The sequence below is a fragment of the Pseudomonas sp. MPDS genome, assembly GCF_013283895.1.
GTDB classification, from domain to species: Bacteria; Pseudomonadota; Gammaproteobacteria; order Pseudomonadales; family Pseudomonadaceae; genus Aquipseudomonas; species Aquipseudomonas rhizophila.
On the sequence record NZ_CP054128.1, the window covers coordinates 1,444,950 to 1,466,218 of the forward strand.

The 21,269-nt window shown below is 60.4% G+C and carries 15 protein-coding genes; 1 reads left to right on the forward strand and 14 read right to left on the reverse strand.

Annotated features, from left to right (window positions below):
* Positions 1-5: 5 nt before the first annotated feature.
* Positions 6-830, reverse strand: coding sequence for an SDR family oxidoreductase (locus tag HQ912_RS06295; RefSeq protein WP_139049192.1), 825 nt, complete (start codon positions 828-830; stop codon positions 6-8).
* A 31-nt stretch (positions 831-861) separates the two neighbouring features.
* A complete protein-coding gene (locus HQ912_RS06300) occupies positions 862-1,326 on the reverse strand; it encodes a hypothetical protein (protein ID WP_047228834.1) in 465 nt (154 codons plus the stop codon).
* A 173-nt stretch (positions 1,327-1,499) separates the two neighbouring features.
* Between HQ912_RS06300 and HQ912_RS06305 the strand changes: the two genes are divergently transcribed.
* On the forward strand, positions 1,500-4,217 hold the full coding sequence (locus tag HQ912_RS06305; RefSeq protein WP_160893338.1) for an RHS repeat domain-containing protein: 2,718 nt from the start codon (positions 1,500-1,502) through the stop codon (positions 4,215-4,217).
* Positions 4,218-4,290: 73 nt separating this feature from the next.
* Here HQ912_RS06305 and HQ912_RS06310 read toward each other — a convergent pair whose 3' ends face one another.
* The 12 genes from HQ912_RS06310 to HQ912_RS06365 all read right to left on the reverse strand — a co-directional run bounded on the left by HQ912_RS06310 (position 4,291) and on the right by HQ912_RS06365 (position 20,806).
* The gene (locus tag HQ912_RS06310; RefSeq protein WP_047228836.1) at positions 4,291-5,742 is read right to left on the reverse strand and encodes a mannose-1-phosphate guanylyltransferase/mannose-6-phosphate isomerase; all 1,452 of its coding nucleotides are present in this window, start codon (positions 5,740-5,742) and stop codon (positions 4,291-4,293) included.
* Positions 5,743-5,893: 151 nt separating this feature from the next.
* Entirely contained in the window at positions 5,894-6,562 is a 669-nt protein-coding gene (locus HQ912_RS06315) for an alginate O-acetyltransferase AlgF (protein WP_047228837.1), read from the reverse strand.
* Positions 6,563-6,576: 14 nt separating this feature from the next.
* Entirely contained in the window at positions 6,577-7,752 is a 1,176-nt protein-coding gene (locus HQ912_RS06320) for an alginate O-acetyltransferase (protein ID WP_047228838.1), read from the reverse strand.
* Between the two features lie 11 nt (positions 7,753-7,763).
* The gene (locus HQ912_RS06325; RefSeq protein ID WP_173406583.1) at positions 7,764-9,329 is read right to left on the reverse strand and encodes an MBOAT family O-acyltransferase; all 1,566 of its coding nucleotides are present in this window, start codon (positions 9,327-9,329) and stop codon (positions 7,764-7,766) included.
* A gap of 132 nt (positions 9,330-9,461) precedes the next feature.
* Positions 9,462-10,586, reverse strand: coding sequence for a mannuronate-specific alginate lyase (locus HQ912_RS06330; RefSeq protein WP_047228840.1), 1,125 nt, complete (start codon positions 10,584-10,586; stop codon positions 9,462-9,464).
* A gap of 23 nt (positions 10,587-10,609) precedes the next feature.
* A complete protein-coding gene (locus HQ912_RS06335) occupies positions 10,610-12,061 on the reverse strand; it encodes an alginate O-acetyltransferase (protein WP_173406584.1) in 1,452 nt (483 codons plus the stop codon).
* Between the two features lie 11 nt (positions 12,062-12,072).
* Entirely contained in the window at positions 12,073-13,665 is a 1,593-nt protein-coding gene (gene algG / locus HQ912_RS06340; protein ID WP_047228842.1) for a mannuronan 5-epimerase AlgG, read from the reverse strand.
* Positions 13,666-13,691: 26 nt separating this feature from the next.
* Positions 13,692-15,176: an alginate export family protein gene (locus HQ912_RS06345; RefSeq protein ID WP_047228909.1), complete on the reverse strand. Its 1,485-nt coding sequence runs from the start codon at positions 15,174-15,176 to the stop codon at positions 13,692-13,694.
* Between the two features lie 5 nt (positions 15,177-15,181).
* On the reverse strand, positions 15,182-16,687 hold the full coding sequence (gene algK, locus HQ912_RS06350) for an alginate biosynthesis TPR repeat lipoprotein AlgK (protein ID WP_269458132.1): 1,506 nt from the start codon (positions 16,685-16,687) through the stop codon (positions 15,182-15,184).
* A gap of 15 nt (positions 16,688-16,702) precedes the next feature.
* On the reverse strand, positions 16,703-17,872 hold the full coding sequence (locus tag HQ912_RS06355; protein WP_047228844.1) for an alginate biosynthesis protein Alg44: 1,170 nt from the start codon (positions 17,870-17,872) through the stop codon (positions 16,703-16,705).
* A 35-nt stretch (positions 17,873-17,907) separates the two neighbouring features.
* On the reverse strand, positions 17,908-19,389 hold the full coding sequence (alg8, locus tag HQ912_RS06360) for a mannuronan synthase (RefSeq protein ID WP_370695168.1): 1,482 nt from the start codon (positions 19,387-19,389) through the stop codon (positions 17,908-17,910).
* A 100-nt stretch (positions 19,390-19,489) separates the two neighbouring features.
* Complete coding sequence (locus HQ912_RS06365) at positions 19,490-20,806, reverse strand: nucleotide sugar dehydrogenase (RefSeq protein ID WP_047228846.1); 1,317 nt, start codon at positions 20,804-20,806, stop codon at positions 19,490-19,492.
* Positions 20,807-21,269 lie beyond the last annotated feature (463 nt).

The window sequence follows — 21,269 nt, forward strand, 5'->3', positions numbered from 1 at the left end:
GTGTTTTACAGCGACCCACCCAACCCGAACCGCTTCATCAAGCCTTTTTCCAGCAACCCCTTGGGCAGCAAACCGGCCATCAACGGCAACGCCCGGCTGCCATTGCCCAAGCGCAGCAGGCGCGGGGGCCTGGGTTGCTGCACGGCCTTGAGCAGTCCTGCGGCAAAATCGCTGGCCGGGGTCGGGTTGTCCTGGGACGCCTTGGCGCGGCTGCGGATGCCGTCGCGCAGAGGCCACCAGGGTGACTGTTCGCTGATCAGTTGCTCGGCTTCATGGCCGGCATTTTTGGCGAAGCTGGAGGCAATGGCGCCGGGCTGGACTTCCATCACGCGGATGCCGAACGGTGCCAGTTCCATGCGCAGCGCATCGCTCAAGGCATGCACCGCCGCCTTCGAGGCGCAATAGGCGCCGGCAAATGGCGTCACCAGCACGCCGGAAACGCTGCCGATGTTCACCACCAATCCCTTGGCCCGGCGCAGCACCGGGAACAGTGCGCGGGTCACTCCGACGACCGCGAACACGTTGGTTTCGAACTGGCGCTGCATGGCCGGCACACCACCGTCCAACAAGGGACCCATGGCGCCGTAGCCGGCATTGTTGATCAGCACATCGAGACCGCCGTGTTGTTGGTTGATGCGTTCGCTCAACTGTTCCAAGGCCGGGCCATCATTGACGTCCAGTTGTATGGCGGTAAACCCGGCAGCACTGAGCAGCGCCACGTCCTCATCCTTGCGTGCACTGGCCCATACTTGATAGCCGGCGGCCTTGAAGGCATCGGCGAGGGCGCGGCCGATGCCGCTGGAACATCCGGTAATCAACGCAACGGGCATAGCCATTCCTTATGCAAACAGTGAGAGGGGATCAGTTGGAGAAGCTGCCTTGCAATCGTTCGGCGCGAAACTCCAGGGTTTGTGGGCGGTAGCCGGGACGCAGTGGCGGCAGGGGCAGGCAATCCTGCCAGTCCGCGCCGGGCTGCAACTCGCCTGGGCCTCTGTAACGAGGTGCGGTGTACTGATTGTCGGCCAGGTTGATGGTGTCGCCGGGTGCATACGCCGCGATTCGCCAGCGCAGTTCGATCAGCGGTACATCGTTGCCATTGGTCATGTTCAGCAACAGCGGACGGTCGGCCGGGCAGCGTTCGGGGGCGTAAGTGACGCGCAGATCCAGGCGCGCCAGTTGCCGGGTTTCGCGGCTGTCCTCCCAGAGTACCCACGCGGCCACCAGTCCCAGCCCGACGAACGCCGCCAGGGACACCGGCAACGCCTTGGCCGGATAGCGCAGCAGCAGGATGAGCCAGGTGATGACCAGCAAGACGCCGATAAGCATGGGTGAAGCCTCCGTTACCGTCACACCATCCTACCGGAGGGGGCGGGCCGTGGGTATTCATCCGTCTCGGGCCGTCGGTCGCCGCTGTCATATCTGACAGTAGGCAAGGGTTGTCTGCCCTTGTTAGATGCCGTTTACGACGCTGCGGTGCTACGACCAAGAGGTCTGATTAGATGGGCATGGATCAGAGAACCCCGAGGCTGATGGCCTTTGACCCAAGGAATTTACCGGTTCGTTCGGTCGACTATTGGCGCAACATCGAGAACGGGCCCACGCAAGAGCGCGTCACTCGCAGCCTTTTCGATGCCGCCGGTCGTTTGGCAAAACAGTGGGATCCTCGATTGTGGCGCTTGCAACCAGACGATCAGTCGGCGCCGGCCAACCTTACGACGGTTTATTCGCTGTCCGCTGCCGCGCTGCGTACCGATAGCGTCGATGCGGGCAGGCAGATCGATCTGCCTGGGCTCGCCGGCGAGGGTTTGCGGGCGTGGGACGGTCGGGGCACGCATCGCGAGGTGGGCTACGACGACCTGCTCCGTCCCGTGGTGGTGCTCGAACAAGGCGCCGGGCAACTGCGTCGGTGCATGGAGCGGTTGAAGTACGGTTCCCCGGGCCGGGGCGATCGCGACCATAACCAGTACGGGCAGTTGATCCGTCACGATGACCCGGCGGGTAGCGTGCTGCTGGAGTCGTTTTCCCTCACCGCGCAAAACCTTGTCCAGAACCGTCGCTTCATCCTTGATGCCGTCACTCCCGACTGGCCGGAGCCGGAAGCCGAGCGCGAAACACTGCTCGAGCCCGGCGAGGGAGCCCGGTCAACCTGGTGCCTTGGCCCCCAGGGCGACGTGCTGGAGCAAATGGATGCCCTGGGCCATCGACAACGCAAGAGACTGACCCGCGATGGCCGGTTGCATGAAAATCACTTGTTATTAAACGGGCAGGACACATGGCAGCCGCTGGTCAGGGATATCCGTTACAGCGCCGAGGGGCAAATAGAGCAAGAAACGGCCGGTAACGGCGTGCAGACCACACTTAGCTACAGTCCCGATGATGGCCGGCTGATGGAACGCCACGCCAGGTGCGCTGATCAGGTGCTGCAAGACCTGTTCTACACCTATGACCCCATGGGTAACGTGCTGAGTATCGAGGACAAGGCCCTGCCGGTGCGCTACTTCGCCAATCAGCGTATCAACCCGATCAGTCGTTTTATCTACGACAGTCTCTACCAATTGCTTGAAGCCAGCGGCTGGGAGGCGGGCGCTGCCAATCAGGGACCGGAGTCCGTTGGTCGCGTCGACCCGGCGGCGGTGAGCAACTACCGGCAGACCTATCGCTACGACGAAAGCGGCAACCTGCTGGAGCTGACCCATGTCGGCGCTCAGAATCATGGCCGCCAGTTGCAAGCGGCCCGCTACAGCAATCGTTGTTTGCCGTACCGCAACGGCGTGCCCCCAACGGAAGATGAAATCTGCGCCGCGTTCGATGCGCGGGGCAATTGTCTGGAACAGGACGAGGGGCGTTTCCTGGCTTGGGATCTGCGCAACCAGTTGAGTTCGGTCACCCCCATCGAACGCGCCTCAAGGCTTAACGACGGTGAGATTTATGTTTACGACGGCAGCGGTCTGCGCGTTCGCAAATTGCGCACTCTGCAAGCCGGTGCCCGGACGCTGACCGCCGAGGTGCGTTATTTGCCTGGGCTGGAACTGCGTGCCGACAGCGGCACTGGGGAGTCTCTCCAGGTCATCATCGTCCAGGGTGGGCTCAACAGTGTGCGGGTATTGCATTGGGAAAGCCCATCACCTGCGGGGGCCAATGACCTCTATCGATACAGTTTTACCGACCAATTGGGTTCGACCAGTCTGGAGCTTGCCCAGGACGGGAGAATCATCAGCCGCGAGCACTTCTATCCTTTCGGCGAGACCGCGTACCTGGCCGGGGAAGATGTGATCGAGGTCAGTTACAAGACGGTTCGTTACTCGGGCAAGGAGCGGGATGCAACAGGGTTCTATTACTACGGCTATCGGTACTACATGCCCGGTCTGCAGCGCTGGCTGAATCCAGACCCTGCGGGAGATATCGATGGGCTGAATCTGTACGCGATGGTGAGCAATAACCCGCTGACTTTTCGGGACGCCGACGGGCTCAACAAGACTGGCAAGTACGAAATAGAAGTGGGCGTAAAAAACCGACTGAAGCTCACAGCGGCAGCGCTTACGAGCAGGGTTGGCGTGTTCAAGGAAGCCACAGGAAAGTTCAGCGATGTGAATGACTTCAAAGTGGTGGAGGTCGGTGCATTCAATGACTATCTGGTGGGAGGGGATGAGGTCAAACAGAATCTACAACGCTACAAGCAACGCTATAAAGCCCTCTCCAGCGAAACATCGAGTTCGAAGGTCGTTGGGCAACCTTCAAACTTCGGTCTGGGGGCAAGCATTTCCAGTTACATGTTGCGCAGTGCCAATGATGTATTCGTGGACGAGCCGATCGATCCGGACGCGTTGAACAGGCACCCTGATTTCGTCGTTGAGCGGCGCTTTTTCGCGGTCATGAAAAAATCCGACAAGTTGAAACCACCTGAAGAGCGACAGATTTATGGTCTGGCCGAATTGAACGCGTTTACAACGAAGGGAAAAACCGAAGTGGATGTTGTGCAAGTGGTCGTCCACCCTGAAACCCAGGATGGCGGGACCTTGAAGAAAGAGGCGTTGGCGCAGGCCACCTCAGTGGCGCGACTGCCGATCCTGAAGGGGGTGGGTACATTCTTGACGGTGCATGCAATCAAGGCCATTTCGAAGGGCGCGGACATCAGAAAAATCAGAACGGACGCGGTCAATCCGCGCTCGGCCAGGATTGCCGAAAAGTTTGATGCCAAGCGAGTGGTCAATCAATAAAAAAGCCCCCACCCAACCCACTGCGGATAGGGGACGCAGTGGGCTGGACGGGGGCTTCTTGTTCTGCTGATCGTTATTGGGCGATGGTTTTCACCGACACGCCGCGTTCGACCGGGGTGGAGCGACCGTAGATGTCTTCGAAGCGTTCGATATCGTCTTCGCCCAGGTAGCTGCCGGACTGCACTTCGATGATTTCCAGCGGGATCTTGCCCGGGTTGCGCAGGCGATGAACCGAGGCGATCGGGATGTAGGTCGACTGGTTTTCGCAGAGCAGGAACACGTTCTCGTCGCAGGTCACTTCAGCGGTGCCGCTGACCACGATCCAATGTTCGGCGCGGTGGTGGTGCATCTGCAGCGACAGGCATGCGCCCGGCTTGACCGAGATGTGCTTGACCTGGAAACGACCGCCCATGTCCACCGAGTCATAGGAACCCCATGGACGATAGACCTCGCAGTGGTTCTGGGTTTCGGTGCGGCCCTGGGCGTTGAGGGTGTTGACCATTTGCTTGACGCCTTGGACCTTGTCCTTGTGGGCGATCATCATGGCGTCCTTGGTTTCGACCACCACGATGTTGTCCAGGCCGATCACCGACACCAGCTTGCCATTGCCGTGGATCATGCAGTTGCGGCTGTCCTGGACGACGACGTCGCCCTTGGTGACGTTGCCGTTGGCATCCTTGGCGTTGACTTCCCACAGCGACGACCAGCAGCCGACATCGCTCCAGCCGGCCGACAGTGGCACCACGCAGGCGCGCTGGGTCTTTTCCATCACCGCGTAGTCGATGGAGTTGTCCGGGCAGCAGGCGAAAGTGGCTTCGTCAAAGGTGATGGTATCGGCCGTCTGTTCGCTGCGCTCCAGGGTCAGCAGGCAGGTGTCGTAGATGTCCGGATCGTGTTTTTTCAGCTCTTCGAGGAAACGGCTGGCGCGGAACAGGAACATGCCGCTGTTCCAGAAGTAACCACCGGCTTCGACGAACTCGGTAGCGCGCTTGACGTCGGGTTTTTCGACGAAGTGCGAAACGCGGCTCACCCCTTCAGGCAGCAGGGCGTCGTTGGTCGACTTGATGTAGCCATAACCGGTTTCCGGTTTGGTGGCCGGTACGCCGAACAGAACCATTTCGCCACGCTCGGCGGCCACGGTGGCCAGGGCCAACGCACGCTGCAAGGCTTTCTGGTCTTCCAGCACGTGGTCGGCCGGCAGGACCAGCATCAGCTCGTCGCGGCCTTCATTGACCAGCATCATCGCCGTCAGGGCCACGGCCGGCGCGGTGTTGCGCCCGAACGGTTCCATCAGGATGCGCTGGGCTTCCAGCTTGCGGTTGGTCAACTGCTCGTTGACGATGAACCGGTGGTCTTTGTTGCAGACCACGATCGGGGTGTCCATGCCTTCGAACACCAGGCGCTCGAGGGTCTGCTGGAACAGGGTATGTTCGCCGGTCAGGGCCAGGAACTGTTTAGGGAATTGCTTGCGCGAAAGCGGCCAAAGACGTGAGCCGCTACCACCTGACAAGATCACCGGAATCATGTTTGTTACTCCTACAAATCGAAATGGTTTTTAGAGCTACTGCGTTCTGTCGTTTCACTCTCTTGTTGTTGTTCCTGCGGCAGTGGCAAGCCTTGAGCTTCAAGCTGCAAGCAAAAGCTTGCCGCTTGAAGCTGGAAACTTGCCGCTGCTCTTATCGGGTCGACACCGGGCGTTTTACCCACACTGGCGACAGGCTGCTGCCGGAGCCGGTGACGTACAGCACGGCCGCTTCGCCGCGTTCCAGGGCCACGGGCTTGAGGTCGCCGACTTTCTTGTCGCCGTCGAACAGCGCCAGGCTCACTTTCACCGGGTTGATTTCACGCTCGCCACGGCTCTTGGCCGCTACGGTCTTGACCACTTCGGTCTTGCCGTCGGCGGTCTTGAGGGTCAGCGGCTTGTCGCTAAGGTTCTGCACGCGAACCAGGGATTTCTGCTTGTTCTTGAATGGCGGTTCTTCGATCAACTGAGGCTGGCCGCTGGCGTTGTTGACCAGGGTGTAATAGTGATCGGGAGCCAGCTTTACCGGGACGGTCTGGCTGCCGACCTTGGCACTGTAGTCGCCGCCAGGCATGAAGCTGAAGTCGGTGCTGGCCAGTGGTGCTACGTCGCTCAGGTTGGTGCTGCCGACGGTCGCGCTGACTTCGGCGTTGCTGGCGTTGTAGATCCGCACGAAGCTCGACCCTTTTGGCGCAACCGGGCCATACAGGGCCGAGTCACCTCCGGCAAAGGCGGACAGTGAAAGGGCGCTCATGCTGGCAACCAGGGCAACAGCCTTGAGGGAGCGAGCGGCGAGACGGCGAGGAGTTGTAGTGAAAGTCATGGTGGACCTCTCTTTCAGTTTTGCGCCCGGTCGGGCGTCTCGGATGGGGTGTTGGCGGCTACGTTCTGTTGGCGTGCGCCGGCTTGCTTGAGTTCTGCGACCCACTGCGGGTCGGCGTCACCGATTTCGTTGTTCACAGGCAGATAACGTTCAGGAAACTCCCAGATCAGCACCTGGGGCGGGCTGTTCTTGAAGGCGTCGCTCTTGAGGTAGCTGAGCATCGGCAGAATCGGGCCATGGCCGTCTTCGGCGTAGTTCACGACGTCGCTGTTCAGGGCCTGCTTGAGGGCACCGACGAAGTTCCAGGTGGGGTTGGCGCTGTAGCTGGTGCCGATCAGCGCCACGGGCACTTGGGCATCGGCAAACAGCGCGTCGCCTTCGGCCGGCTGATCGTCGGCTTCACGGGTGGTGCGCTTGACCAGCGGCTCCTGGGCTGGCATCAGGTTTTCGAACAGCGGGTCCAGGGGCAGGAACTGACGCAGGTCGCCCTTGTGGATGATTTTTTCCGCTGGCGTTGTCACGAAACGTTGTGGCTCGCCGTTGAGTGGGGTGCGCTCGGCAATCGTCTTCGCCAGCTTCTCGGCGGCGACCTGCGCGCCTTCGGGAGTCCAGTGGGTGTCGGTGCGCAGGAACACTTGTTGGCCGTTTTGCTTGGCCTGTTGCATCGGGCCGAGCAGGTCAGGGGCCAGGATCTTGTCTGCCGCCACACGGGCATGGAAATCCTGATAGAGGTTGGCGTGAATGCTGGACGGCTTCACTTCACCCAAGTGTTCCGGGTAGAGGCGCGCCTTGGCTGGCACGATCGCCATCACCAGGGTAATGCCCTGTTCCTTGAGCTTCTGGCGCACGCCTTCGACCAGCGCGTAGTTGCCTTGCAGGTTTTGCTCTTCGTTGACGATCGGATTGAACTCTTCGTCGCTGTACAGCCACTGATCGCGACCCAGGACCACGCCTTTGCGGCCCTCGTTGAACAGCTTGTAGTCCAGTGCCGCCCAGATGTTGGTGCCCAGGCGCTTGATCGGGAACTCGTCGTCGTAGTGCGTCTCGACGGCTTTGCTCCAACGACCGTTGAGCACGGTCGCATCAGGGTTGGTGCTGAAGCCGAAGAAGCTGCGCACCGACCACAGGCCCAGGACCGTCAAGGTCAGCAGGAACAGTGCGATGTAGAAGATGCGTAATGAGCGGGTCATGTTCAGATCCCTCAGAACTGGAAGTAAAGGAACGGCGAGAAGCTTTGCGCCGAGAGTTTGAGAATCGAGGCGATGAACAGCACCAGCACCAGCGTGCGCATCACGTAGCGCGGCCAGTCAGCGACCCAGTACGCCGGTTGCACCTGGGCTTCGACGCCCACGGTGTAGCCCGGTTGATGAATGCTCGACGGGTTGTCGCCCGGTACAGCCTTGATCAGTCCCGGTTGTGCAGTGGCCGGGCCATCGGCCTCGGTGTTCACTTCAGGCTTGGTCTTGACCGGTGGACGATTGGTGTAGAGATCGCGCAGGCCAAAGAAGGCGAGGGTGGCGTAGGCCACCGCCAGCGTGGCGATTTGCAGGCCGGTGAGGTTGGCACGGGTCAGTTCCGACAGCGACCAGTCACCGAAGCTGAACATGGCGCCATACATGCGGCCGGCCACATGCAGGTTCTCGGCACGGAAGATCACCCAGCCCATCACCACCAGCAGGAACGTCAGTGCCCAACGGATCGGATTGATGCTGCGTGGCGTGGTGTTGATCCCCACCGCTTTTTCGATGGCCAGCCACATACCGTGCCAGGCACCCCAGATCACGTAGGTGATGTTCGCGCCGTGCCACAGACCACCGAGCAGCATGGTCAGGAACAGGTTGCGATAGGTCATCAGCGTGCCTTTGCGATTGCCGCCCAGGGTGATGTAGAGGTAATCGCGCAGCCAGGTCGACAGGCTGATGTGCCAGCGCCGCCAGAACTCGGTAATCGACTGGCTGATGTAGGGCTGCTTGAAGTTCTCCATGAAACGGAAGCCCATCATCAAGCCCAGGCCGATGGCCATGTCGCTGTAGCCGGAGAAGTCGAAGTACAGTTGCGCGGTGTAGGCCAGGGCGCCGAGCCAGGCATCGCCCGTGGTCGGGTTCTCCAGGGCAAAGCAATGATCGGCCACCACCGCCAGGGTGTCGGCGATGAACACCTTCTTGATGAAGCCCTGCATGAAGCGCGTGCAGCCTTCGGAGAACTTGTCCAGGGTGTGGGTGCGGTTGTTGAACTGATCGGCCAGGTCGCGGAAACGCAACACGGGGCCGGCGATCAGGTGCGGGAAGATCGCCACGAACGCTGCAAAGTCGATCAGGTTGTGGGTCGCCGGGGTATCACCGCGATACACGTCGATGATGTAGCTGATGGACTCGAAGATGTAGAACGAGATCCCGATCGGCAACAACACGTGGGTCAGGATGAACGGATTGAGACCGAAGCCGGTAATGATCGCGTTGAGGCTGTCCACACCGAAGTTGGCGTACTTGAAGTAGCCCAGGATGCACAGATCCACACCCACGCCGAGCAACAGCCAGCGCTGGGCGGGTTTGGTGCGCACGCCGGCGGCGCCGACTTTCAGGCCGATCCAGTAGTTCCACAGGGTGACGCCGGCGAACAGCGCAAGGAAGTCCACGCGCCACCAGGCATAGAACACATAGCTGGCCAGCAATAACAGCAGGTTGCGATAGCGTTGCCCGCTCAAGTAGTACAAGCCGAGAAAGATCGGCAAGAACAGGAACAGGAACACATTGGATGAAAATACCATCCCGATCTCTCCATGTTGAATCAACAGTCAAGGGCCAGAGCCCCCCCAAACCCCCCCATGAAAACCGGGAGGTTTTATTACATTTCAGACGCTTTGCTCCCACAGCTCCCCTGCCAGGCAGGGGATACGGCATCAGCTACCTTTTTCGCCTTTTTCCCATGACGGGTCGTACACCTTGGTCAAGTCCCCGCCGAGGCGGAACGTCTTGAACGGTTGCATTTCATGCTTGCGTTCCAGCACATCCTCGGGGCATGTGTAGAGGCTGCAGAACGGTTCCAGCCAGGCGAACTTGGAATCGATTTTCAGATCCTTCATGTCCTGCTCATCGCCGTTCTTGTCTTCGAATATCTCCGGGTCTTTCACCCCGGCCAGCACCTGGTCACCCAGGCGCTTGAGGGCGCCGTTGTTTTCCTGGCGCAGGTCCACGCCGTTGACCTGGGCGAAACTGGCGATCATCGCCAGGGGCGGCAGGGCATAGTTGTGATAGGACAGCGCCCGTTGCTTGCGCTTGAGTTCGTTGGGCAAGAAGCCCTCGGCGTCGACTTGGTTGACGCCGACCTTGTATTCCTTGACGGCCCAATCGAACAGGTCGCGGCGGTTGGTCGCCACGGCGGTGGCCATCACCGACCAGGCGGCCCAGTAGGAGTGGTTGTTGATTTTTTTCAGCGGCAGGTTGTCCCAGTCGCTCACCACCTGATCGGCCATCTTGCTGAACCAGCCTTCGATCAGTTGCGCCTGCTCCTGGTGATTGGCCAGTGGGCGAGACTCGGAGAACTTCAGGCGTACGTAGGCCGAAGCCATGCTTCCCAGGGCCCATTTGCGCATGGACTTGCCGGTGTGGTTGAAGTCCTTGGACATCAGCGCATCGGCCTTGGCCCAGGCGGTCAGCCAGTTCAGGGTGCATTCCAGCTGCTCGGGGCGGCCGTCACGCATGAATTGCATCACTTGTTTGCTGACGCCGCGTTCGATCCGGGTGATGTCGGAAGTGGCATCACGGAAGGCTTTTTCCGATTTCACGTTCAGCGTTGCGCGGGCCTTGTCGGAACCCTCGTACTTGCTGCGAAATTGCAGGGCGCCCGTGTAGGGCGTTGGTACTGCCTCGCAGCGCTCGTCAGAGCTGCCCGTCTTGAATTTTTCAATCGGTGCGAAGTAACCCTGGGGCGGGCGTAGCGGGGCCGCGGCCTGCGTCGCGCCGGCGAATATCGCCAGGGTCAGCAGGGACGGCGCCAGCAGCGTTTTCAACGTTCGGGTGCGCATGGTTCTAGTCATGAGACGAGACCTCATTGTCCGATTTGAGCCGTTTGTTGCCCGGCTTGCGGAGATGCGTTGCGTTTGCAGACTTTCGCTTCGATTTGCTGTGGCTCGGCACCGGCTTCAGGTCCCTGGACTTCTACAGCCAGCAGGTTCTGGGAAGCCCAGTCCTCGTCGGTGCGCAATTGGAAGGCGAAACGTCCGTCGGTTTCGGAAGTGTCCGGTTTTTCGATCTTGATATCCTCGTGGCGCCCATTCATGTACCAGAGGGTGGCTTGTAAGGTTTTCACCGACGTATCGGCGAAGCGGATATCGATCTGGTGGCTGCCGTTACGCAGGTCCATGTTCTTGCTGTTGACCATCAATTCGTTCTTGCCGGGCTTGAGGGCAGTCTTGCTGCTCATCAGCGCGGGCTTGCCTTCGCAACCGTTGTTGTCCAGCAGCGCCATCATCTGGCGATAGATGGTTTCCTGGTCCAAGCGATACAGCGGCGAGAATTCCCAGATGAGGATTTTCGGCGGGCTCTTCTGGAATTCTTCGCTGCCCAGGTACTGGATCATCGCGCCTTCCAGACCGCCGCCGGGGAAGGCGACGTTGAGGACGTCGGCGCCGATGGCTTCTTGAAGGAAGCCGGCGAAGTTGTAGTTCTTGCCGCTGTGACTGGTGCCCACGAGGGTGATTTGCGGATCACTGGAGTCGCCGAACAGGTCGCCGTCGCCGGCCTCGCCTTTAGGCTCGGTGGTGAACTGGTCCATGTACTGGACCGCGTAGCTGGTGCCGCACAGCTGGCCGGCCATGTTGTGCAGGGTGCCGGTCTTGCCCATGCGGCCGGACTTCTTGGTCTCGAACTCACGCTTGGGAATGTCGGCAAAGGCCGGGATCTGCTTGACCTTCTCGGCCACGATCTTCGCCGTGCGCTGGGCGCCGTACGGGGTCCAGTGCTGGTCGCCACGGAAGTAGAAATCGTGGGCCGGCAGGGTGTCGGGCAGGTTTTCGTTGGTCAACGGCGACAGGTCCGGCACCACATAACCCATCTGCGCGAAACGCCCGAGCATGCTCTTGTAGTTGGTCAGGGCCTTGTCGAAGTCGTAACTGGCCTTTTCCTGAGGGTTGAGTTTGTTGCGGTTCACCAGGCCCCGGGTCGGTTGATACACAAGCACCAGCTCAACGCCTTTTTTCTTGAACGCGTCGTGCAACTGCTGCATGCGCTTGTAGCCGGCCGGGGTGGTATTGAATTCGGTACGCAGGTCTTCCTGGGTACGGAACAGCCAATCACCCTGGGCCTGTACCAGCGTGGTGAAGTTCTGCTGATAGCGCGTGGTGTAGTTCTTCGCGTCATGGGCAGCAGGGCACAGGTTGCAGCACGGTTCGGCAGTAAACACAGGCGCTGTGATTTCAGCGGCGCGCGCGCCGCTTGTGGCGGCGAGAATGCCGGCAGTCAGGGCGGACAGGCCCAGAAGTTTGATCATCTGTGGGTTCATAAAGGTCATCCTCAGTCCCGCAATTCGGTCTGGCGTTCGACAGGGTCGATCAGCACGGCTTTCTGCTGGCGCACCAGCAGGTCGAGAATTTCATCCTGGCGCTCGCCCAGGATCCCCGAGAAGCTGATGCCGCTGGATTTGGTCGGCGCGAGCATGGACACGCGGTACAGCTCAACGCTCAACGGTGAGTCGATGGACAATGGGCCGCTGCCGTTGGCAGCCAGTTCACCACCGACCACGATCAGCGAGACCTGGGCGTCGAACGGGTCGAGCTTGATGTCCCGGTCGGTGTCGGACAGGTCCTTGATGTGGCCGTAAAGACCGGTCAGGCCGTTGGCCATGGACACGTTTTCGTAAAGGCGGATGTTCACGCTGTTACGAATCCGGATGCCGTGGCGCCGGTTGCTGATCACTTTGTTGCCCCACAACAGGTTGTCACCACTCTCGTAAAGCGTGATGCCGTCGGTGTGGTTCTTGTAGATCTCGTTGTAGGCGATCAGGTTGTTCACGCTGTTACGGTCGATCACCAGGCCCGAGAGTTTGTTGTCGTAGCTGCGGTTGTTGAAAATGAAACTGTCGTTGACCTCACGGGAAATAATGATCCCGTGCTTCTTCTTGGTCCCGTAGACGGTGTTGTCGGCGATGATCAGCCGATGGGAACGGTCGTGGGGGTCAATGCCGTAGACGATGTTGTCCTTGTAGGTGTTGCCCTTGACCACAAAGTCGTTGGTTTCGTAGCAATAGAAGCCGTACCACATGTCCGAGAACTCGGAATCGATGATCCAGCCGGTCGGTTCCGGGCGCTTGAGGACCTTGGCCATGTTGGGCGTGTACTGGGAAATACTGACCCCGTACGACTTACTGTTGGCGTAGCCGAAGCTGGCCATTTTGGTATTGACGATGTAAGTCTCGGTGCCGCCCCAGGACAGCAGGAACGGACGGAATTCGTTGGCCGAGCGGAACGTGGCGGGGCCATTGTCCTTTTCGCGCCAGCCAGTGACCTTGGTGTCGCGGATGAACATCTTTCCATCGTTGACCAGGAAGGAGCCGCCCTCTTGGGACAGGCGCAGTTCCTGGGTCTGTTGGTCGATTTCCAGAATGCCTTTTTCACCCACCACAATCGGAATCCTGGCCAGGAAGACACCTGGCGAGGTTTCCCTGAGGTACTGCTTGGGCACTTTCTTGGCCAGGTCCTTGAGGTTCATGTAGCCATCGTCGATGAAGATGGCCTGTGGGATGCCGTGCTGGCGCACCACCCACTCGGCCATCTTGTTGTCGCCGCCGATGAAGTCCTTCAAGGCGTTTTCCTGCATCATCCGGCGCACGCTGACCTTGCCGGGCTTGCTGCGCACGATCTTGGCCGCGGCCGCTTCGGCGGTGAAGCCTGTGAGGTCGGGCAGGGTCGGCGCAGCCAGTTCCAGCGGAGCGGTCGGCGCGCTGCTGACGGTGTAGGTCTTGGCCTGCTGCAGTTCCTTGACCACGTTGCCCGGTTTGACCACCGGTTCAACGTTGGCGAACGCCGACGAGCCGGCCAGCAGCATCGCTGCGGCCAACAGGCTGATCGAACCTTTCATCGCCTGGCTGTTCCTGAGGTAGCGGTTCATATCGGGCACTCCCATGGTCATTCGCATCAGAAGCGCCAGATCACGTCGACAAAGGCGCGATGCATGTATGAATCGACCTCTTTGCCGTAGGCGTCGCCAGGCTTGAACACACCGCCACGAAAGCGCACCAGCGCCGACGGCTCGTCGATGGACTGGCTCAGCGCTGCCGGCAGCAGGCCTTGCTTGAAGTACTTGGTGACCACAAGGTCGACTTCCTGGCCCAGGTCCTTGTTACCGTCGCGCAGTGGCAGGGACGAGGTGGACAGGATTGCGCCGGTCACATCGTCGGTGTTGTTTTCCACCGCGTTGATGCCGTTACTGCCCACAGGCTTGTTGCCGTCCACGCGCCAGAACTTGTGGTACACCAGGCTTGCGTCGTATTCGTCACGCAACTGCCAGGAACCGAACAGGCTGGCGCTCTGGGTGTTGGCCATTTCGCCACGGAAGGCTTCACCGAAACGGTGGACCCGCGAGCGGGTACCGGTGTAGTTCGAGCGGTTGCTTTGCAGACCGTTCTGTTCGTAGTCCTCGCTGGCGCGGGCATAGGCCGCACCGACTTGCCACTGCGGATCCAGGCGCAGACGGATGCCCAGGTCGGTGGCCCAGCCATCGACGTCGTCACTGCGCTTGAGTTGCGTAGGGCGCGTGCCATCGGCGTTGAGCGGGTTGACGGTGTCGCGATCGCCGGTCATGCCGGTCAGGCTGGCCCAGTAATTGACGGTGTTGGTGTTACGCCAGTTGTAGGCGTCACTGTTGGCTTCCAGGCCCAGCCAGGACAGGTCACCGTTCTGGGTCTTGTCCAGGGAATCGGTGGCTTCGCCCGGGGTCGGGTAATCGAGGCTGCCATTGTCGTGGGTATGGTGGGCACGGATTCCGGCCCACTGGCCTGGCATCCACTGGTAGCCCACGTCACCGTAGACGTGCAGGCGGTCCTTGTCGTCAGGCGACAATTCCTTGAGGTCGGTGCGGTATTCGCTGAAGCGCTCGGCGACACCCAGGTTGGCCCGCAACAAGGTGGTATCGAAGGTCCAGTTCAGGGCTTCGATGTTGGTGTCGCGCCATTGGCCGTCTTCGTTGCGCAGGCGTTGGCGACCGAATTTCAGCTGTTCGCCCGGGTAAGGGGTCAGGCCCCGATAGCCAATCCAGAATTCGCGCATGGCCAGGTAGTTCTTCTTGACTTCGCGATCACCGCTGTCGGTTTGCGCGGTCGCGTCATCGGACTGTTGCAGGGTGTCGGTCTCGATGGTGTCGGTAGACGTCACGGCCTGGGCCATGGCGTAGGCGCTCCAGGCACCGCGCTCACCGTAGATCCACGGACGCAGGTCCAGACCGATACCGTTGACGTCGCCGCCGCGCTGGGTGCCGAGGTCGCGATCGTCTTCGGACTGGGCGGTGATTTTCACGTCCAGGCCGAAGTTCTGGTCTTCAGTCAGGGCCGCCAGGGTCGGACAGGACCACAGCAGGGCAAACGACAGGCCAATACCGGCCTGCACAAAAGGATTGAGCTTCAAAGGCTTCATAGAGGTTCCTCGCCGTCATCTTCTTTTAGGGCTTGCAGTTCCAGCGTATCGGGGCTCATGGAGCCGCGAATGGCCTGCTCTTGTTGTAGCAGGCGCTGGGCTTGTGCAAGCTGGTTCGGCGGTAATTGGGCTTCGAGGGTCTGGGCAAGCTCGATGGCTTGCGGGGTGTTCTGGGCCTTGGCCAATTGACTGAACACATAGGCATTGACCGGGTCGGGCTTGGTGCCCTTGCCTTGGGAGAACAACTGGGCAATGGCGAAATCGGCGCTGTTCTGGCCGTTACGGGCGGCCTTGAGCAGATGGTCCAGAGCCTTTTGCGAATACACCTGGCCCAGGTAACCACGGCGATAGATCTGGCCCAGGTAGTAATCGGCGGCCACTTCGCGGCCAACGGCTTTCTGGAAATGCGCTTCGGCGACCTTGGCGTCAGCCGGCACCCATTTGCCTTCGTAGTACAGCTTGCCCAGCAACAGATCTGCACGTGGCTGATCGGCGGCGCGGCCGTTTTCCAGGTACTGCATCATCTTGTCGACGTCACCCAACTCGGGGAAGTCGTAGAGAATCTGCGCCAGGCTGACCCAGGCAGCGGGATAGCCAGGGGCGATGCCTTCGAGCAACGACTGTGCGGTTTTTTCGTCGGTCTTGCCCAGGCTCGCATCGGCCAGGACACGGGCGACGCTGTCCACACGCTGGGCGGAGACGGTGCCACTCTGGTGACCGGCCTGCATTTGCTTGAGCAACTCGGCCTGCTGTTCAGGCTGGCCGCGTTTCTGATAGACCGTGGCCAGTTCGACGTAGCAGATGTCGGTGGTGGCCAATGCCGCCTTGCAGACTTTTTCCACTTCATCCAGATGCTGGTCGTAGGTGCCCTGGGTGCGATAGAGCAGAATCTGCGCCAGGCCCGCTTCCGGGTAACCGGCGCTGCGCCATTGGCTGATCTGCTGCTGAGCGTTGACGTTCGGGAAGCTTTGGGGATATTGCAGGTACAGCATCGCCAGCGGGATCAGGGTGCCGCCCTGACCGTTAGCGAAGGCTTTCTTCAACAGGCCTTCGGCTTCGTGCTTTTCCGCTTCGCTGGAGCCAGGCTTTGCCACCAGCAGGCGACCCAGGCGAGCCTGGGCCCGTGGCGAGATATCGGCCGCGGCGCGGTAAGTCGCCTCGGCCTTTTTCATCTGCTCGGGGTCGCGGCTGTCCACCTGGATGTCGGCCAGGCCGACCTGGGCTTCGCTGTAGCCCAGGTCTGCCAGTTGCTGATAGTTCTGCTGTGCCAGCGTCGTGTCACCGCGCTTGAGGGCTTCGTTGGCCAGGCGCTGGTCGGGCAGGCCGGCGCAGCCGCTGAGGCCGATTGCCAGCGCCAGCGCACACAACGCATACCCTGTGTGGGAGCGAGCCTGCTCGCGATGCGGGCGGCTCGATACACCAGGCACACCGCTTTGATCCCATCGCGAGCAGGCTCGCGCCCACAGGGTATGCGGCGTCTTGTTGTCTTGTGGAGTCGTCACGAGCATGTCCTCCGCTTAAATACCGACAGCCATGGCTTTGTCGATCAGCCAGTTCAGGTTCGGGCCACGGTCGCTGGTAACTTCTACCGGCCGGCCGGCCAGCGAGCTGTCCAGGGGTTCGTCAGGCTGGATCAGTACACGGATATCAGACGACAGGTCGGCACTTTTCAGGCTGGTGCTGCTGACGATCTTGCCGGTACGGGTGGTGTCTTCGCCGGCAACCTGGAAGCTGACCGGAGTGCCTGGGCGCACGTCGCCGAACTGGCGATAGGAGAAGCGTGCTTCGACGTTGGCTTCGGTGCCCCGTGGGACCAGTTGGAAGATCACGTCACCCTTGCTGGCGTACTGACCGTCGGACACCAGTTGCTGGGACACGATGCAGTCGCACGGCGAGGTCAGGGTGCCGGTCATTTGCTTGCCGAACAGCTCCTCGACCTTGGCCGGTTGCAGCTGGTTGTCGTCCAGATGGCCCTTGAGCACATCGAGCATGCTGGTGCTGAACGTGGCCAGCGGGGCGCCTTTGGCGGCAACGCCGTCAGCCTTGACCAGACTCTGCACGGTGCCGTCGCGCGGCATGGTGATAGCCATGCCCGGTACGTTCACCAGGCCCGCCTGGGCGTGGCTGACGAAGTACATGCCGTACACCGACTTGAAGATGAAGCCGAATGCCGCCAGGCCGACGATAAAAATCGCCAGGCTGAAGGTCACGGCCCGCAGGCGGCCCAGGGCGGTCATGCCACCGTTGTCGTCCTTCTGCTTGCGCGCCTTGGTGAAGTTGTCGCGTTGCAAAGTCGCCAGCACATCGCCGACGCCGACGATGTCGCCGGCCAGGTGCGAGGTGATGATGTGACGCAGCGTCGAGATGTCCCGAGGCTCCAGATTCTGGAACTGGCAACCGGTACGACCGGTCTGGCGGTCGTAGGAGCGAACCTGCAGTTCCACGTCCATGGCCAGGCCAAGGTTGTCGATCACGAATTGCAGGCGGCCTTTGTACGCTTCGCCGACCTTGAGCGGCATCTGGCCGGCGTTGAAGCACAGGCCTCCGGCCGACAGGTCCAGGACCTTGACTTCCATGGGGGTACGGTCGGGACCGAAGAAGCGCAATTTGGCCGGGATTTTCACTCGGGCGTGTTGGCGCTGGGCTTCGGATTCATGCACTACGTTGACATTCACGGCGGTGTTCATAGGGGCGATTTCCTAGTTAATTCAGGCGAGTTCGGTCAGACCATCATCAGCAGCACGGCAACGAAAACGCTGCCGGCGGAGAAGGTCATGGTCCGAGACGACCAAGTGTTGAACCAACGTTGAAAGCTGGCGAGATCACGGGTCAGATGGGTGGGCTGGCGAGTCCAGGACTGTTGGTCGAGGCGGAAGAACACGTAGATCTTCACCAGCGCGCCAACGATCTGGTTGTAATACAGAATCGCCGGGTAGGCCGGACCGATCCGGTGTCCGGAGCACGACAGCAACAGGGTCAAGAGCAACCGAGTGATGCCGATCCACAGCAGGTACACCAGGATGAACGCGGTGCCGTACTTGAAGCTGGCAATCAGCGCCACGGTCAGGCCCAGCAGCGAGGTCCACATCGACACGCGCTGGTCGAACAGCACCACCGAAGTGAACAGGCCCAGACGCTTCATGCCCAGGCCCAGTGCCCGGGAGTTCTGCCGCAGGTTGTTGCCATACCAGCGGAACATCAGCTTGCGACTGGCCTTGATGAAGCTTTTTTCCGGCGGGTGCTCGACGGTGTTGATCGCCGCATCGGGTACGTAGAACGTGTCGTAGCCCAGGCGCATCAGGCTGAACCAGCTCGATTTGTCGTCGCCGGTGAGAAACTTGAAGCGGCCCAGGCGCCAGTGTTGCAGCGAGTCGCTTTCCACGTCGGCGATGAAATCCGGGTTGGTGACCACGGTGGCGCGGAACACCGACATGCGGCCGGTCATGGTCAGCACACGCTTGGACAGGGCCATGGAGCACATGTTGATGTGGCGCTGAGCGAAGCGCAGTTTGTGCCATTCGCTCATGATGTAGCCGCCGCGCACCTCGCAGAACTCGTTGGTGGTCAGGCCGCCGACGTTGCCGAACAGCTGGAACCACGGCACGGTCTTGCGCACCACGCCTTCGCCGAGCACGGTATCGCCATCGATCACGGCGACCACTGCACGGTCGTCCGGCAAGTGGCGGGAGATGGCGCGGAAACCGAAGGCCAGGCCGTCACGCTTGCCGGTGCCAGGAATGCGCACGAAGTCCAGCTTGACGTGCTCTGGCGGGTTCATGCGGGCCCAGAGGCTCTTGACCAGTAGTTCGTCGGACATTTCCACGATGGAGCAGACCACAGTGGTCGGCAGCCCGCAGTCGATGGCTTCGCGAATTACCGAACTGTAGACCTGGGCGGTCGTCAGCGCGTCGATCCGGAAGCTGGTGACCATCAGGTATACGTGGGACGGATCCGCCGCCTTGCCCAGCTTGCGTACCTTGCGGCGCAGATGCGGGTAGACGATGTACAGGAAGATCATGCCGCGCACGAAATGCGTCGCTCCCATGGAGTAACGCCAGATGCCCACGGCGCCGATCAGGAAAATGAAATCCTTGGATTCGGAATCGAACGTGGACGTGGGCAACGCCATGGCGATGCCCATCAATAAACTCAAGTAAAACAGCCAACCGGCGGCCTGAAGCAGGCCGTGCTTTAGCCTGTGCATAATCTGCATCCGTCTCTATCTCGGGCGGGCCTTGTGGGCGGCCCGATGGGTTAAGGCAGGCGAAAGGCCGGCCGGGCCTGGGCCCGGCCGGCAAACAGACTTACCAGCAGATGCCTTCGGTCCGGCCACTCGGGTTGGTGGCCTTGGACATGAAGCCAACCAGGTCGATGACCTGCTTGCCTTCCGGTACGTTCTCGGTCAGCGCGCGGAACTTCTCGTCGCGGTTGCCCAGGATGATGATGTCGGAGCTGTCGATCACCGAGTCGAAGTCGGAGTTGAGCAAGGACGAGACGTGAGGGATCTTCGACTCGATGTAATCCTTGTTCGCACCGTGGACGCGGGCGTATTCGACGTTGCTGTCGTAGATTTTCAGGTCGAAACCCTTGCCGATCAGCATTTCCGCCAGTTCCACCAGCGGGCTTTCACGCAGGTCGTCGGTGCCGGCCTTGAAGCTCAGGCCCAGCAGGGCGACTTTGCGCTTGTCGTGGCTGGAAACGATGTCGAAGGCGTTCTGCACCTGGGATTCGTTGCTGCGCATCAGCGAGTTGAGCAGCGGCGCTTCCACGTCCAGGGAACCGGCGCGGTAGGTCAGGGCGCGAACGTCCTTGGGCAGGCACGAGCCGCCGAAGGCGAAGCCTGGGCGCATGTAGTACTGGGACAGGTTCAGGGTCTTGTCTTGGCAGACCACGTCCATCACTTCACGGCCATCGACGCCGACTGCCTTGGCGATGTTGCCGATCTCGTTGGCGAAGGTCACCTTGGTGGCGTGCCAGACGTTGCAGGTGTACTTGATCATCTCGGCGACAGCGATGTCCTTGCGGATGATCGGCGCATCGAGCTCTTCGTACAGCGATTGCAGAACGTCGCCGGAGGCTTTGTCGAACTCGCCGATGACGGTCATCGGTGGCAGGTCGTAGTCCTTGATCGCGGTGCTTTCACGCAGGAACTCAGGGTTGACCGCGACGCCGAAATCGACACCGGCTTTTTTGCCGGAGCAGTCTTCCAGAATCGGGATGACCACATTCGCCACGGTGCCTGGCAGCACGGTGCTGCGAACCACGACGGTGTGGCGGGTGGTCTTGTCGCGCAGGACAAAACCGATCTCGCGGCACACCGCTTCGATGTAGTTGAGTTCCAGATCGCCGTTCTTCTTGCTCGGTGTACCGACGCAAATCATCGACAGGTCAGTATCACGAATCGCTTCGGCGAAGTTGGTGGTTCCGCGCAGACGGCCTGTTTCAATACCTTGTGCCAACAGCTCGCCCAGACCGGGTTCAACGATCGGCGATTTACCGGCGTTGATCATGTCGATTTTGTCTTTGGCGACATCTACGCCAACGACATCATGGCCCCGTGCAGACAGGCAACCGGCACATACTGCACCGACGTAACCCAAACCAAATATGCTAATGCGCATCGCATTTACCTCTGTTTTTCACGCCATTAAATGGCCGGAGTTAATAGTGTTCAGCGGTCATAGTGCACTCGGAAGTGTGGAATGCAGGCGCCACAGTGCCGTGTGCAGGCATACTAAGTTCCGAGTGTCTAAATAAGTGCACTCAAGTTGTGCGCAATGCGGCCTAGTTGTTATGACCTGCCCTGTTATGCAGCCAGTCCTCGTATTCGGGAACGTTCGTGCAAAGGTCCTTCACCTCCGATCCCTGGAAAAAAGCCCACAAAATCAGAAGCTTGTGTGCTCTGGCGAGCACGTTATAGGGGCGCAGCCTTGGCCTTGTAGGGGATAGTAATGGTGCGTTATCTCCTGTCCTTTATAAGATGGATCCAAATAGGCGACCGTTTCGCTAAATTGCCATGACAACTTGGTTACTTGGATCGACGGCCTATGTAAGTCATCTCTTACACGCACGGCGAGAATCGTT